This window comes from Streptomyces sp. NBC_01210 (genome assembly GCF_036010325.1).
Taxonomy (GTDB): domain Bacteria; phylum Actinomycetota; class Actinomycetes; order Streptomycetales; family Streptomycetaceae; genus Streptomyces.
Genome location: NZ_CP108549.1, coordinates 3,173,037 through 3,187,888, shown reverse-complemented (window position 1 = coordinate 3,187,888; position 14,852 = coordinate 3,173,037). Strand labels below are relative to the sequence as shown.

At 69.2% G+C, this 14,852-nt stretch carries 13 protein-coding genes; 12 read left to right on the top strand and 1 reads right to left on the bottom strand.

What is annotated here, in order from left to right; genetic code table 11:
* Positions 1-62: 62 nt before the first annotated feature.
* From OG735_RS14420 to OG735_RS14385, 8 genes are all read left to right on the top strand, one after another.
* A complete protein-coding gene (locus OG735_RS14420) occupies positions 63-1,562 on the top strand; it encodes a bifunctional cytidylyltransferase/SDR family oxidoreductase (protein ID WP_327323575.1) in 1,500 nt (499 codons plus the stop codon).
* Between the two features lie 224 nt (positions 1,563-1,786).
* Positions 1,787-3,883, top strand: a complete 2,097-nt coding sequence (locus OG735_RS14415) for a hypothetical protein (RefSeq protein WP_442812603.1) — start codon at positions 1,787-1,789, stop codon at positions 3,881-3,883.
* 140 nt (positions 3,884-4,023) lie between these two features.
* Entirely contained in the window at positions 4,024-5,082 is a 1,059-nt protein-coding gene (locus OG735_RS14410) for a glycosyltransferase family 2 protein (RefSeq protein WP_327323573.1), read from the top strand.
* A gap of 353 nt (positions 5,083-5,435) precedes the next feature.
* A complete protein-coding gene (gene proB / locus OG735_RS14405; RefSeq protein ID WP_327323572.1) occupies positions 5,436-6,563 on the top strand; it encodes a glutamate 5-kinase in 1,128 nt (375 codons plus the stop codon).
* A gap of 133 nt (positions 6,564-6,696) precedes the next feature.
* Entirely contained in the window at positions 6,697-7,215 is a 519-nt protein-coding gene (locus tag OG735_RS14400) for a hypothetical protein (RefSeq protein WP_327323571.1), read from the top strand.
* Between the two features lie 81 nt (positions 7,216-7,296).
* Positions 7,297-8,589, top strand: a complete 1,293-nt coding sequence (locus OG735_RS14395) for a glutamate-5-semialdehyde dehydrogenase (RefSeq protein WP_327323570.1) — start codon at positions 7,297-7,299, stop codon at positions 8,587-8,589.
* Between the two features lie 319 nt (positions 8,590-8,908).
* Positions 8,909-9,520 carry an SCO2584 family spore wall biosynthesis protein gene (locus OG735_RS14390; protein ID WP_327323569.1) on the top strand — a complete coding sequence of 204 codons (612 nt, stop codon included), beginning with the start codon at positions 8,909-8,911 and terminating at the stop codon, positions 9,518-9,520.
* 89 nt (positions 9,521-9,609) lie between these two features.
* A complete protein-coding gene (locus OG735_RS14385) occupies positions 9,610-10,686 on the top strand; it encodes an SCO2583 family membrane protein (RefSeq protein ID WP_327323568.1) in 1,077 nt (358 codons plus the stop codon).
* Here the strand turns inward: OG735_RS14385 and OG735_RS14380 are convergent.
* Positions 10,671-11,834: a M48 family metallopeptidase gene (locus tag OG735_RS14380; RefSeq protein WP_327323567.1), complete on the bottom strand. Its 1,164-nt coding sequence runs from the start codon at positions 11,832-11,834 to the stop codon at positions 10,671-10,673. The two genes, OG735_RS14385 and OG735_RS14380, sit on opposite strands and share 16 nt — an antisense overlap.
* Before the next feature lie 110 nt (positions 11,835-11,944).
* Here OG735_RS14380 and OG735_RS14375 point away from each other — a divergent pair, with 110 nt between their 5' ends.
* The 4 genes from OG735_RS14375 to OG735_RS14360 all read left to right on the top strand — a co-directional run bounded on the left by OG735_RS14375 (position 11,945) and on the right by OG735_RS14360 (position 14,790).
* Positions 11,945-12,109: a hypothetical protein gene (locus OG735_RS14375; RefSeq protein WP_327323566.1), complete on the top strand. Its 165-nt coding sequence runs from the start codon at positions 11,945-11,947 to the stop codon at positions 12,107-12,109.
* Positions 12,110-12,217: 108 nt separating this feature from the next.
* Positions 12,218-12,379 carry a hypothetical protein gene (locus OG735_RS14370; RefSeq protein ID WP_326649869.1) on the top strand — a complete coding sequence of 54 codons (162 nt, stop codon included), beginning with the start codon at positions 12,218-12,220 and terminating at the stop codon, positions 12,377-12,379.
* A 37-nt stretch (positions 12,380-12,416) separates the two neighbouring features.
* The gene (gene nadD, locus OG735_RS14365; RefSeq protein WP_327323565.1) at positions 12,417-13,040 is read left to right on the top strand and encodes a nicotinate-nucleotide adenylyltransferase; all 624 of its coding nucleotides are present in this window, start codon (positions 12,417-12,419) and stop codon (positions 13,038-13,040) included.
* 19 nt (positions 13,041-13,059) lie between these two features.
* Positions 13,060-14,790: a LytR C-terminal domain-containing protein gene (locus OG735_RS14360; RefSeq protein WP_327323564.1), complete on the top strand. Its 1,731-nt coding sequence runs from the start codon at positions 13,060-13,062 to the stop codon at positions 14,788-14,790.
* Positions 14,791-14,852 lie beyond the last annotated feature (62 nt).

Genomic DNA, 14,852 nt, shown 5'->3' with positions numbered 1-14,852 from the left:
GGGACGGTCACGGAGAGTGCGACCATCGCCCCGTCCCCCACTCATCGCAAGGTAGGTCGTCTGTGTCTGTGCCGCACGAAGCCAAGCCCCGCACCACAGCAGTCGTGCTCGCCGGTGGTACCGGCCAGCGCGTGGGACTGGCGATCCCGAAGCAGCTGCTGAAGATCGCCGGCAAGGCCGTCATCGAGCACACGCTGTCGATCTTCGAGCAGGCAGAGTCGGTCGACGACGTGATTGTGCTGATGGCGCCGGGGTTTGTGCCCGATGTGGAGAAGATCATCGCCAAGGCCGGGCTGACCAAGGTCAGCAAGGTCATTGAGGGCGGCGCGACCCGTAACGAGACCACCGAGCGCGCCATCGAGGCTCTCGGCGAGGGTCTCGCGGAGGGCGAGGACCGCAACGTCCTCTTCCATGACGCAGTGCGTCCGCTTCTGTCGCAGCGTGTGATCGCGGACTGTGTCGACGCCCTCGACCGCTACCAGGCCGTCGATGTCGCCATCCCCTCCGCCGACACGATCATCGTGACCCGCACCCACGGTGGGGACGGCGAGTTCATCACCGACGTCCCGGACCGCTCCCGGCTGCGCCGCGGCCAGACGCCGCAGGCCTTCAAGCTCTCCACGATTCGCCGGGCGTACGAGATCGCCGCCGGCGACCCCAACTTCCAGGCCACCGACGACTGCTCGGTGGTGCTGAGGTATCTGCCGGACGTGCCGATCTATGTCGTCGCGGGCGACGAGTACAACATGAAGGTGACCCAGCCGGTCGACGTCTTCATCGCGGACAAGCTCTTCCAGCTGGCCTCCACCGCCGCCCCGCGCCAGGCCGACGAGGCCGCCTACCGCGAGCTGCTGTCCGGCAGGACGATGGTGGTCTTCGGCGGTTCGTACGGCATCGGTGCCGACATCGCCGCGCTGGCCGAGCAGTACGGCGCCAACGTGTATGCGCTGGGTCGCTCCACCACCGGCACCCACGTCGAGAACCCGGAGCATGTGGACGACGCGCTCTCCAAGGCGTACTCCGAGACGGGCCGTATCGACTACGTCATCAACACGGCGGGCGTGCTGCGCATCGGCAAGCTGGCCGAGACGGACAACATCACCATCCAGGAGGCGTTGAACGTCAATTACCTGGCGCCGGTGCAGATTGCGCGTGCCTCATACAAATACCTTGCGGAGACCAAGGGTCAGCTGCTGCTCTACACCTCCTCCAGTTACACCCGCGGCCGCGCCGAATACAGCCTTTACTCGTCCACCAAGGCGGCCATGGTGAATCTCACCCAGGCACTCTCGGACGAATGGGCGAGCGAGGGAATCCGGGTGAATTGCGTCAATCCGGAGCGCACGGCCACCCCGATGCGGACCAAGGCGTTCGGTACGGAGCCGGAGGGCTCGCTGCTCTCCTCCGAAGCTGTGGCGCGGTCCTCTCTGAACGTGCTGCTCTCCGAACTGACCGGTCATGTCATCGATGTGCGGCAGCAGGATCCGACCCGCGAGGCGAGCGAGGCCTCGGGCTTCGAGCAGGCGCTCGCGGCGGTCCTGGACCGCGAGGAAGATGTGTAATAATCCCCCATTAAATTACTTTTCGGGCCTCTGTTTTCGCCGTGAGGCGAGAGTGGAGGCCCGATTTCGTGAAGCCCCACCTTCACAATTCCCGCCAAAAGTGAAACAACCGGCACCCTTGGAGCAGGTTCTTCGTGATTTCGACCGCCATTCGTCTGGCACGCGTAGGCAGCCTGTCAGAGCTGGCTGCGGCAGCTCTGATGGGACTCGGCTATCCGTGCGTCATGATCGCCGCGCTGATCCCGAACATCTGGTTCTTCGCGGCTGCCGGTGCCGTGACCTATGCGGCGGACTGGTATCTGCACCAGAAGGGCAGCTACCTGGTCAACCGCCTCAACAAGGTCCGGATCGGCCTGCCGATCCGCTTCCTGCTGCGTGAGCTGCTGCTGGTCCTGCTGCTCGCCCGGGAGAACCTGGCGGACACCCCGCTCTTCTATGCCGCTGTCGCCGGTTTCCTGGTCTTCTACGGTCTCCAGGCGCCGCAGGGTGCCCTGGCGACCCTGATCCGGCTGCGCCGCACCATGCCGGTCGTCACCCGCAACGTCGACCTGCACGCCGTACGCATCCCGGACGCCCCGCCGAAGGCGCTGCTGCGCCGCTCCGGCGAGAAGATGCTCCACCTCGACATCCCTGCCATGGCCGGTGTGGTGATCGCCGCCGGGACCGGCAAGGACGTCATCGGATACGCGGGCGTCGCCGCCACCCTCGCTCTCGGACTGATCTACACGGCCGTCCTCGTGCCGTATCTGCGCCGCAAGCGCAGGGTGCCGGGCGCGCCTGCCGTGCTCAAGGCCGTGAGCACCTGGCTGCGCGAGTACCGGCCGACCGTCGTGCTCTACTTCTCCGGCTCCGACGAGTCCGCGTACCAGGTCAACATGTGGCTGGAGACGTTGGAGCACGTGGAGGGCCGGCCGCTGATCCTCATGCGTGAGCGCAGCCTGGTGTCGAAGCTCGCCCCGACCTCCGTGCCGGTGATCTGTGTGCCAGGCGGCACGCATCTGATGAACCTCGACCTCTCGATGGTCCGGGTGACGCTGTACCCGGCCAACGTCGGCAAGAACATCCACATGCTGCGCGTCCCGACCATGAAGCACGTCTTCATCGGCCACGGCGACAGTGACAAGCTCGCCAGCGTCAACCCCTTCTCCAAGGTGTACGACGAGGTGTGGACCGCGGGCCGGGCCGGCCGCGACCGCTACGCGCTGGCCGACGTCGGCGTGCGCAACGACGACATCGTCGAGGTCGGACGCCCGCAACTGGCCCCGATAGAGACCTGGACCGGCACCCCGAAGAACGACATCCCGACCATCCTGTACGCCCCCACCTGGGAGGGCTGGGACGACAACCCCGGCAACACCTCCCTGCTCCTGGCCGGCGAGAACATCGTCCGGCGGCTGCTGGAGGCCGAGAAGCCGGTCCGCGTCATCTACAAGCCGCACCCCTTCACCGGAATCCGCAACAAGAAGGCCAAGGCCGTCCACGAGCGGATCACCGCGCTGGTGCAGGCCGCGGGCGCCGAGCGCGCCGCTGACCCGCGCTGGTCGAAGGAGGCCGCCGCCGCGGAGTCCGGTCAGGCCGCGGCGCGGGCCGAGCTGACCCGTATCGAGGCCCGACTGGCCGTGCTGGCCGCGCCGGGCCGCGCGGGCGGCGACGAGTCGGAGAAGTCGCGGGTCTCGCTCGCCGACCCGGTGCGCCTCGCCGAGATCAAGAAGCTGCGGGCCGAGTGGAACGACGCGTACTGGCGCTCCTTCGGCTGGTGGGAGCACAAGGTCGTCACGGGCTCCGAGCCGAAGCTGTACGACTGCTTCAACCAGGCCGACGGCATGGTCTCCGACATCTCCAGCGTGGTCTCGGACTTCATCGCGAGCGGCAAGCCGTACGCCGTCACCGACTCCGCCGAGCTGGGCATCGAGGAGTTCCAGCGGCAGAACACCGCCGTACGGGCCGCGGTCATCCTCTCCAACAGCGCGGAGGAGATCGGCGAACTGCTGGACGCGGTGGCCGACCCGGCCGCCGACCGGCAGGCGGACGCCCGGCGTGAGCTCAAGGAGTATCTGCTCGGCTCCGACGAGTCGACCTCGATCGAGCGGTTCAACGCGGCGGTACGGGCGCTGACGGACAAGGCCGAGGCGCGCAACGTCGCTGTGGAGCAGCGCATCGGCGGTCAGTTCCTGGGCGAGCTCGACCGTGAGGCCGACGCCGGTGGCGTAGAGCCCAATGGCGTCGCGCCGGGCGGCATCGAGCCGGGGGGCATTGAGCCGGGCGGCATCGAGCCCGACGGAGCCGAGCCCACCGGAGCCGAGGCCCCGGTGGCGCGCTGACGGGTCGGCGCCGCTCTTCACGGCCCGGAAATTCGCCCTCGCAGGCGAGTTTCCGGGCCGTGTCGCATCCGACACGCAGGTGACACATGCGCCGGGCACCATGGCGCGACTTTCCACCGCGTAAGACTGTCGGAGTGTCCATGTGTGAAGTCAGCGTGATCATCGGGGCCTATGAGGCCATGCCCTATCTGGTCCGCTGTCTGGAGTCGGTCGAGGCGCAGACCATCGGTGCCGACCGGATGGAGATCGTGGCCGTCGACGACGGCTCCACCGACGGTACGGGGGAGTACCTGGAGGAGTTCGCGGCCGCGAGCAAGATCCCGACGCGGGTGTTGCGGCAGGCCAACTCCGGCGGCCCCGGCGGCCCGCGCAATGTCGGTCTTTCGCTGGCCCGCGGCCGCTATGTGTTCTTCCTCGACGCGGACGACTACCTCGGCGAAGAGGCGCTGGAGCGGCTGGTGGCGATGGCCGACCGCGCCGGTACGGATGTGGTGCTCGGCAAGGTCGAGGGCGTCAACCGCAACGCAGCCAAGTCGATGTGGGCCCAGAACCTCGAGCACGCCGACATCCACACCTCCAACGTCAAGTTCACGCTGAGTGCGCAGAAGCTGTTCCGGCGCGAGCTGCTCGTACGACTGGGCATGCGCTTCGACGAGACCATGCGGACCGGCGAGGACGCGCTGTTCACGATGGAGGCGTATTTGCGGGGCAACGGCGTCTCCGTCGTCGCCGACTACACCTGCTACTACCTGGTGGGCCGGGACGACGGCAAACATGTGACCAAGAGCGGGAGTTACACGCTGCGTTTCCACTCGGCGCAGCGGCTGATGGAGCTGATCGCCGCCCACGAACCGCCGGGCGCGCGGCGCGACCAGCTGATGATCAGGCCGTTCGTGGTGACGCTGCTGCCGCAGTTCGGTCCCGCTGTGCTGAAACAGAGTGAGGAGATCCTTCGCCACAAGATGGAGCTGGCCGCGCCCTTGATGGAGGAGTACTGGACGCCGGGAGTGGCGCGGCGGCTGGGCAGCAGGGACCGGCAGCGGCTCGCTTGTGTCGCCGAGGGGCGGGCGGATCTGCTGAAGGACGCGCTGCTCGCGCCCGCCGCGCCGCCGCGGAAGGTGTCCTTCGCCCGGCGGGTGGTGCGGCGGCTGCGCCGCGAGGTACGGCGGCGGCTGCGCGGGACCCGTACGGCGGTGTAGCGCCGTACGGGTCCCGCGGCCCGGTCTTTCGCCATCCGGTTTCCCGGCGGCCGGTCACCGGCGTACATTCGGCGAGGAAACTGTGGTGCATACACCGACCTGGTTGGCATGTCCGTCAACTCCACGTTTTTACAGCCATGTTCAGCCCATCTCTGGCCGTCGAGCTGCCAAGGCCGGTGTGTGGGACGGCTGTTCACTCCGGCTCGGAGGTAATGGCCCTCGCGAGAGAGATCTTTGACGACCGGTCGGTTGCGCGGTCCGCGGCCGGGGCGGCCGCCCGGACCCTCGGCCGCGCTGTCCAGCGAGTGAAATGGCCGAGCACCCACCACGGGCCCTGACATAGATTCGGCCCTGTGACAGTGGCAAGACAGCAGGTAACACAGGCCCGCAGGATCGTCGTCAAGGTCGGCTCGTCCTCCCTGACCACCGCCGCAGGCGGACTCGACGCCGACCGCGTCGACGCCCTCGTCGACGTGCTCGCCAAGGTCCGCAGCGGCGGCGAGAAGGAGATAGTGCTGGTCTCCTCCGGTGCCATCGCCGCGGGCCTCGCGCCGCTGGGCCTGGCCCGCCGCCCCAAGGACCTGGCCCGCCAGCAGGCGGCCGCCAGCGTCGGCCAGGGCCTGCTCGTCGCCCGCTACACCGCCTCCTTCGCGCGCTACGGCGTACGCGTCGGCCAGGTGCTCCTCACCGGCGACGACACCAGCCGCCGCGCCCACTACCGCAACGCCTACCGCACTCTGGACCAGCTGCTCGCCATGGGCGCCGTCCCCGTCGTCAACGAGAACGACACCGTGGCGACGGACGAGATCCGCTTCGGCGACAACGACCGTCTCGCCGCGCTCGTCGCCCATCTCGTACGGGCCGATCTGCTGGTCCTTCTCTCGGACGTCGACGGGTTGTACGACGGGGACCCGTCCAAGCCCGGCACCTCGCGGATCGAGGAGGTACGCGGCCCGGCCGACATCGCACATGTACAGATCGGCAGCGCGGGCAAGGCCGGCGTCGGCACCGGCGGCATGGTCACCAAGGTCGAGGCCGCCAGGATCGCGGCGGCCGCCGGCGTCCCCGTCGTCCTCACCTCCGCCATTCGCGCCGCCGACGCTCTCGCGGGCCGCGCCACCGGTACGTACTTCCACGGCACCGGACGCCGCTCCGCCGACCGGCTCCTCTGGCTCGCGCACGCCTCCACCCCGCAGGGCGCGCTGATCCTGGACGACGGTGCGGTACGGGCCGTGGTGCACGGCAAGAAGTCGCTGCTGGCGGCCGGCATCGCCGCGGTCGAGGGCGAATTCAGCGCCGGCGACCCGGTTGAGCTGCGCGACACCGCGGGCCACGCCGTGGCCCGCGGGCTCGTCAACTTCGATGCCAAGGAGATCCCGCAGCTGCTCGGCCGCTCCACCCCGGAGCTGGCGCAGGAACTGGGCCCGGCGTACGAGCGGGAAGTCGTACACAGGGACGATCTCGTCGTCCTGCACTCCTGAATCGGCTGAAAGACCAGTCTTCTGGCAGAGACCTTCACCAAAACCGCCCCACGTTCCGTCCCGGACTGGTCAACTTTGTTGCGGGGGTATGGCGGGGGTACAGCAGGACAACACATGCAACAGGAGGCCGCCGGTGAGACGAGCGCGCCCAGGGGATGTGCCCCGCGGGACGGGGGGCATCCCTCACGCCCGTAGGGCCGTGGGCGAGGAAAGAGCCCTGACCAGCGTCGGAGCGGGCGCCGACTTCGGCGACGCCGAAGAGGATCAGGAGACGGGAGCGGGCACGGACACGTACGGCGAAGAGCACGTGCTGTCCAAGCTGTGGCACATCACGCTCAGCGTCTCGGGCGCCGAAGCCCCGCTGAAGGAGGTCAGGCGCGGTCTTGAACAGCTCGCGCACGACCATCCCTTCCTGCTGACCAGCCGGTACGCCAACGACCACGCGGAGATCCGCTACTGGGAAGAGGCGCGTGACCTGCACGATGCCGCGGCGGTGGCGCTGCGGCTGTGGGGCGAGCACCGATCGAGCGCCAAGCTGCCGCCGTGGGAGATCGTGGGCCTGGAGGTCATCGACCGCCAGACGTACCACCAGCGCATCGCGGAGGGCTACGGCCCGCCGCCCGCCGCCCCGGTGGGCGTGCACCCCTTCTGAGGCTTCTGCCCTTCTGGGGCTTCTGTCTCGCAGTGCGGGATACGTGAGGGACGCCCGCGGGGCGCGCACTACCCTGCGGGTATGACGACGTTCTCGCCGCTTTCGCCGTACGACAACCTCTCCCCGGTCGCCCAGGCCGCCTACCGGGCCCGTGGCGCTGCCGCCGACATCGCGCCGCTGCCGCGGTCGGCCAAGGACGACGCTCTGCTGGCGATCGCGGACGCGCTCGAGGTCCGTACCAGCGAGATCGTCGCGGCCAACGCCGAGGACATCGCACGCGCCCGTGAGGCCGGCACCAGCGAGTCGATCATCGACCGCCTCACCCTGACCCCGGAGCGGGTACGGGCCATCGCCGCCGACGTACGGGACGTGGCCGCACTGCCCGACCCGGTCGGCGAGGTGGTGCGCGGCTCGACCCTGCCCAACGGCATCGATCTGCGCCAGGTGCGCGTGCCTCTCGGCGTCGTCGGGATCATCTACGAGGCCCGCCCGAACGTCACCGTGGACGCCGCCGCGCTCTGTCTGAAGTCCGGCAACGCAGTCCTGCTGCGCGGCTCCTCCTCCGCCTACTCCTCCAACACCGCCCTGGTGAAGGTCCTGCGGGACGCGGTCGGCGGCTCCGGTCTGCCGGCCGACGCCGTACAGCTCGTGCCCGGTGAGAGCCGGGAATCCGTAAGGGAGTTGATGCGCGCCCGCGGTCTGGTCGACGTACTCATCCCGCGCGGCGGCGCCGCCCTGATCCGTACGGTCGTCGAGGAGTCGATCGTCCCGGTCATCGAGACCGGCACCGGCAACTGCCATGTGTACGTGGACGCCGAAACCGACCTCGACATGGCCGTCGACATCCTGATCAACTCCAAGGCTCAGCGGCCGAGCGTCTGCAACGCGGCCGAGACGCTCCTGGTCCACCAGGACATCGCCGCCGACTTCCTGCCGCGCGCCCTGGACGCGCTCGCCGAAGCAGGAGTGACCGTGCACGGCGACGAGCGCGTGCTGGAGTACGCCGACGCCTCCAAGGCCTCGGTCGTGGCGGCCACGGCCGAGGACTGGGAGACGGAGTACCTCTCGTACGACATCGCCGCCGCCGTCGTGGACTCTCTCGACGCCGCTGTCGCCCACATCCGGCTCTGGTCCTCCGGGCACACCGAGGCGATCGTGACCACCTCGCAGCCGGCCGCCCGCCGCTTCACCCAGTTGGTGGACTCCGCGGCGGTCGCGGTGAACGCGTCCACGCGTTTCACGGACGGTGGCCAGTTCGGATTCGGCGCAGAGATCGGGATCTCCACGCAGAAGCTGCACGCGCGCGGGCCCATGGGCCTGCCGGAGCTGACCTCGACGAAGTACATCGTGACAGGCGACGGTCACACCCGGTAGTCACCGTCCCCGTGGTGACCGTGGGCCGGGGGCGTGGTGGGTTGCGGTGGGTGGTGGGTTTCCTCCGGCGAACCGGTGGTCACCGTTCCTGTGGTGACTGTGGGCCGGGGGCGTGGTGGGTTGCGGTGGGTGGTGGGTTTCCTCCGGCGAACCGGTGGTCACCGTCCCCGTGGTGACCGTGGGCCGGGGGCGTGGTGGGTTGCGGTGGGTGGTGGGTTTCCTCCGGCGAACCGGTGGTCACCGTCCCTGTGGCGGATGTGGGCCGGGAGACTTCGGACTCTGTCTGCCGAAACCGACCGGCCAGGTCTACTCTGAAAGCGTGCCGGACGACGTGGGGGGCAGGCCGTTCCCGGACGGCTGGGAGCCCGACGACGACCGCGGGGGCGCGGACGAGGACTTCGCCTCCGTGGTGTTCGACGAGGACTTCGTACGGGCCGCAGAGTTCCATGAACCGACCGCCGTCGAGCGGCTCCTGGCCGCCGCGCAGGCGCGCGCCGAGGCCGAGGCCGCACGGGCCGGATACGGCGGAGGAGCGGCCGACGACGAGCTCTACGACGACGGCTACGGCCCCGGCGGCGCATACGGCAGCGAGCGCCCGTACGACGACGATGACGAGGCTGCGGACGGCGAGTACGGCGGACCCTACGGACGCCACGGCGGCGCCCTGCGCCCCTACCGGGGCAGCGCCCGCTGGCACCGCCCGGTGGCCTGGATCCTGGCCCTGGTGATGGGCATCGGCATGGTCGCCCTGGCCTTCACCGCGGTGTACCGAGGGGCCGCCGGCAACCGCCAGGACCGGGTGCCGCCGCCCGCCACGACCGGCGTCGACTCCACACCGTCGAGCGGCTCCGCCACTGGCCGGGTCGGTGGACCCTCCGCCTCTGCGGAGTACACGGGGCCGGCTGTCTCCGCCAATCCGCGCACCCCCTGATCAGCCGCTGAACGACCGCGTAAGAACTCGTCGGAGTTTGTCGCGTACCAGCGCGTTTACCAGGGCCCTGCCGGACCTACCCTGAAAGTATGGCTGGGCGCGGAGACCCGCCTGAGGGGACACCCGAGGGACTCCCCGGCGGTGGTGAGGACGAGTACCGATCCGTCGTCTTCGACGAATCGTTCGTACGGGCTGCCCGGCTGCAGGAATTCTCCGCGCAGGAGCGGATGGGTGAGCACGCACAGGCCGTACGCAGCCTCCCCGCCTGGGGCCGCAGACGCGGTTCGAGGCAGGTCCTGCTACTCATCCTGCTGGTCGCCATGGCCTTCGGAACCGCGATCTACCTCGGCGTCCGTCACCCCTACCAGGTTCCGCAGTTCAAACAGGCGGAGCCGCTGCGCATCACGATGATCCCGCTCGCGCCGCAGGGCCCGGTCCCGGGCGGCACCCCCGCCGACCTCTATGCGCACAGCCCCGCCGCGCAGTTCCGGGTCGGCGCGGCGGGCATCACGCTGCCCGGCGCCCGGCGCACCAAGAACTTCTCGGAGGACCAGGTACTGACCGCGCTGACCACCGCCAAGGACTATCTCGTCGAGTCCTCGCTGGACCCCGATGTGCTTACCGGCGGTGCCGTGCGGCCCGTGCGGCTGCTACTCGACCCGGCCCAGCTGGAGCAGTTCGACCGGAGCATCTCCTCTCCGGCCGGCGACGGCCGCCACGCCGCCACCGGCTGGCTGGTGCGCTACGACCCCGCGAAGGTCGCGCTGGCCGACCCCCACGTGCGGGTGCAGGGCACGCTCACCGTCGCCGAGGCGGGGCCCGACGCCCTGGAGGTGACGTCGGACCACACCTTCGCCTATGCGCTGCGGCCGGTCGCGGCGGGCGGCCCACAGGCGAACGAGGCCTCGCTGTTCACCGTCCGCCGTGAACTGCACTTCCGCTTCGACCGCGAGGACCTGCGCCAGCACCGGGTCGAGCTGCTGGGCAGCTATGTCCAGGCCGGACCGCAGGCCTGCTCGGCGGACGCGTCAGGCACCCTGCGCCCGCTGCTGGCCGGCCAGCGGGCGAGCGCGGACGGTCCGGCGGGCACCGATCCCTATGCGACGGGCCAGGCCACAGCGGCGCTCTGCGGGGCGCTGTCGCCCGGTGCTCAGCCCTTGCCCTGACCGCCCTTGCCGCCCTCACCGCTGTCGTTGTCGTTCGCAGGACCGCTGCCATTGCCGTTGCTGCCGCCGGTGCTCCCGCCGGTGCTTCCGCCGGAGCTCCCACCACTGGCGCTGCCGCCGCTGTCACCTCCGCCCGTGAACTTGCCGCGCAGCTTGCCGCCCAGGTCGCCCGCGCCGCCGGCTATGTCACCGACCAGCTTCATCAGGGGATCCTTGCTGGTGCGGACGGTGTCGGCGTAGTGCGAGGCGGACTGGCGGAAGGAGTCGGAGACCGAGGTGTCCTTGTCCTCCGTGCGCCGCGGGTAGTGACCGTCCATGATCCGCTGGTAGTCGCGGCTCGCGGCCCACTTCTTCAGCTCGGCGGCGCGCACCGTGGTGAACGGGTGCGAGCGGGGGAGCAGATTCAGAATCTTCAGCACGGAGTCGCGCAGATCGCCGGCCGCCTCGTACTCCTCGGCCTGCTGCAGGAACGCGTCGACATTCATCTCGTGCAGGTGATTGCCGCCGGCGATCTTCATCAGGCCGCGCATCGACGCCTGCAGGTCCTGGCCGACCAGTAGCCCGGCGCGGTCCGCCGAGAGCTCCGACTTGCGGAACCACTCGCGCAGCGCGGTGACGATCGCCATGATCGCGACGTTGCCGAGGGGGATCCAGGCGATCTTCAGCGCCAGACCGGTGAGGAAGAGCAGAATCGTGCGGTAGACGGAGTGGCCGGAGAGGGCGTGGCCCACCTCGTGTCCGACGACCGCCCGCATCTCCTCCTCGTCGAGCAGCTCCACCAGCCCGGTGGTGACCACGATGATCGGCTCGTCCAGGCCGATGCACATGGCGTTGGGCCGCGGGTCCTGCGCGACATACATCGCCGGGACCTTCTCCAGATCCAGGATGTAACAGGCGTCCCGCAGCATGGTGTTGAGATGCGCGAACTGCGCGTCGCTCACCCGCACCGAGTCGGAGAGGTAGAGCAGCCGCAGGCTGCGCTCGGGCAGCAGTCCGCTGAGTGCCTTGAAGACGGTGTCGAAGCCGCTGAGCTTGCGCAGGGCCACCAACGCCGAGCGGTCCGCGGGATGTTCGTACGCCCGTGAAGAGATGCCCGGGAAGCGCTTGCGCTGCCTGCTCGGAACGTTCTCGTGATTGCTTTCGGTCATCAATGCCCCCTGTTGGCGCGAGTCCCTGCTCGTCCCCCTGACGGACCCCAGCGTAGGTGCTGGGGCTACGGTGTGGCGGGGGCTGTGGATAACCGAGGAGGACACCCGACATGCCGGACACCGCCGCACTGCTCGCCGCCGCAGCCGCGCAGCAGGGACTGGGCAACACGCTGCGCGTCCTGCTGATCGCCTCGATCGTCGGAGCAGCTCTGCTCGCCTGGTTCCTGCTGCGTGGCTACCGAGGAAACGGCAGCGACGAAAACCACAACGACTGAGTCGGCGTGAGCGTGCCCGGGCGGCCCGCATACGATGTGCGCGAAGTCTCTCCGCTCCGATTCCCGAGCTCCGGCTCCCGGACTCCCGATCGATAGGTTCCGCTGACGATGAGCCTCACCAGCACCGCCGCCAACCTGGTCACTCTTGCCGAAGGCGCCGAGCACGGTGGCAACCACCCCAGCCTCAGCCCCTACCTCACCGGTGGCGGCGCGCTCTTCGCGCTGCTCCTGCTGCTGTGGATCACCACGCGCTTCAACCGCGACCGCTGAGTCGGAGCCGAACGTCGTGCCAGTAGGCTCTGCACGCATGGGAGAGCAGGAAGTGCCTACCGGTTCCGGTTCCGGCAAGCGTCGAATCGGCGTGATGGGTGGGACGTTCGACCCGATCCACCATGGACACCTGGTGGCTGCCAGCGAGGTGGCCGCCCAGTTCCACCTCGACCAAGTGGTGTTCGTACCGACCGGGCAGCCGTGGCAGAAGAGCCACAAGGTGGTGTCTCCGGCAGAGGACCGTTATCTCATGACGGTCATCGCCACCGCGTCCAACCCGCAGTTCTCGGTGAGCCGCATCGACATCGACCGCGCCGGGCCGACCTACACGATAGATACGCTGCGGGACCTGCGTTCCCTCAACAGCAACGCGGATCTCTTCTTCATCACGGGAGCCGACGCGCTCTCGCAGATCCTCGGCTGGCGGAACGCGGAAGAGCTGTTCTCACTCGCCCATTTCATCGGTGTGACCCGGCCGGGTCACGACCTGACGGACGACGGGCTGCCCGAGGGCGGGGTCTCTCTGGTGGAGGTTCCGGCGCTGGCCATCTCGTCGACCGACTGCCGGGCTAGGGTCGCCAACGGCGATCCGGTCTGGTATCTGGTGCCGGACGGTGTGGTGCGCTACATCGACAAGCGCCAGTTGTACCGAGGCGAGTGAGCCACGGAGAGGGGCACCGGTGAACGACCAGCAGAACCCGTACGACCCGTACTACCAGCAGCCGCAGATCATCGGCTACGACGAGTACGGGCAACCGGTGTATCAGCAGCCCCAGCAGTACGACCCCTACGCGCAGCAGCAGCCCCAGCACCCTCAGCAACCGCAGGCTCCCGAACAGGGGCAGGGGCGGGGGCAGGGGTACGGCTACGACCCGTACGCGCAGCAGCAGCCGCAGGCAGGCCAGTCCCAGCGGCCTCAGCAGTACGACCCGTACTACCACCAGCAGCCGCAGGCCCCAGGGCAGAGCCAGGACCAGGGATACAGCTACGACGCGTACGGCTACGACACGGGTACGCAGCCCGCGGCCGTCGACACCACCCAGCAGTGGAACATCCCGCAGCAGCAGGCCCCGGCCGAGCCGCAGGCGCAGCCGCGCCCGCAGGCGCCCGAACCGGCTGGCGTGCCGGAGCAGCGCCGCCCTGCCGCCGACCGTGACTACCGCACCGAGCAGTTCTCTTTCATCGAGGAGCCCGACGAGGACTCCGAAGATGTCATCGACTGGCTGAAGTTCACCGAGAGTCGCTCCGAGCGGCGCGAGGAGGCCAAGCGCCGCGGCCGCAACCGCGTCGTCGCGCTCGTCGTCGCACTGGCGCTGGTCGTCGTGGGCGGCGTCGGCTACCTCTGGTACGCGGGCAAGCTGCCCGGTTTGTCGGACGCGGACAAGAAGAGCAGTACGGCGACCGGACCGCAGAAGCGGGACGTGATCGTGGTGCATCTGCACAACACCAGGAAAAAGGGCACCTCCACGGCGCTCCTCGTCGACAACGCCACCACCAAGCAGGGCACCACCGTCCTGCTCCCCAACTCGCTCTCCATCGCCAACGACGACGGCACCGCCACCACGCTCGGCAAGTCCGTCGAGGACGACGGCTCGACGGGCACCCGTGAGGCGGTCGGCACCCTCCTCGGTGCCAAGATCACCGGCACCTGGCGGCTCGACACCCCGTTTCTGGAGAACCTGGTCGAGCTGGTCGGCACCATCGACCTGACCACGGACACCGAGGTGCCCGGCGCGAAGAAGGGCGAGGCGCCGCTGGTGAAGAAGGGCGAGAACCAGACCCTGAACGGGCGGATGGCCGTCGCGTACGCCACCTACCTCGGGCCCGGCGAGGCCGAGGCGAAGCAGCTGCAGCGCTTCGGCCAGGTCATGCAGGGCGTCCTGCGGAAGTTCCCCGACGACCCGAAGGCGGCGACCGTCACCGTCGAGACGCTGGCGCAGATTCTCGACCCGTCGCTGCGGGAGAGCGATCTGGGCGCCTCGCTGGCGAAGCTCGCCGAGCACGCCAAGGGCGGCGACTACAAGACAGCCGTGCTTCCGGTCCAGCAGGACGGCACGCTCACCGAGCAGACCGCCAACAGCGTCGTCAAGGACGTCCTGGGCGGCACGGTCACCGCACCGGAGAAGGGCGCGGCCATCCGCGTGGGCGTCAAGAACGCCACCGGGACCACGAGAGCCACCGAGGCCGCCCGGATCGACCTGGTCAACGGCGGCTACTCCGTCCTCGACGGCGGCAAGGCCGACGACACCGTCACGACATCGAAGGTCACCTACGGAGACGTGGCGCAGAAGGCGAAGGCGGTCGAGGTCGCCAAGACCCTGGGTCTGCCGGCGAGCGCGGTCGAGAAGGGCAAAGCCGTCACCAACGCCGACGTCTCGGTCGTCCTCGGCGAGGACTACGAGGTCCGGTGACAGGGCGACCCATCCGGTCCGAGACAGGCGACCCATCGGGTCCGAAATAAACGCGGCATGGG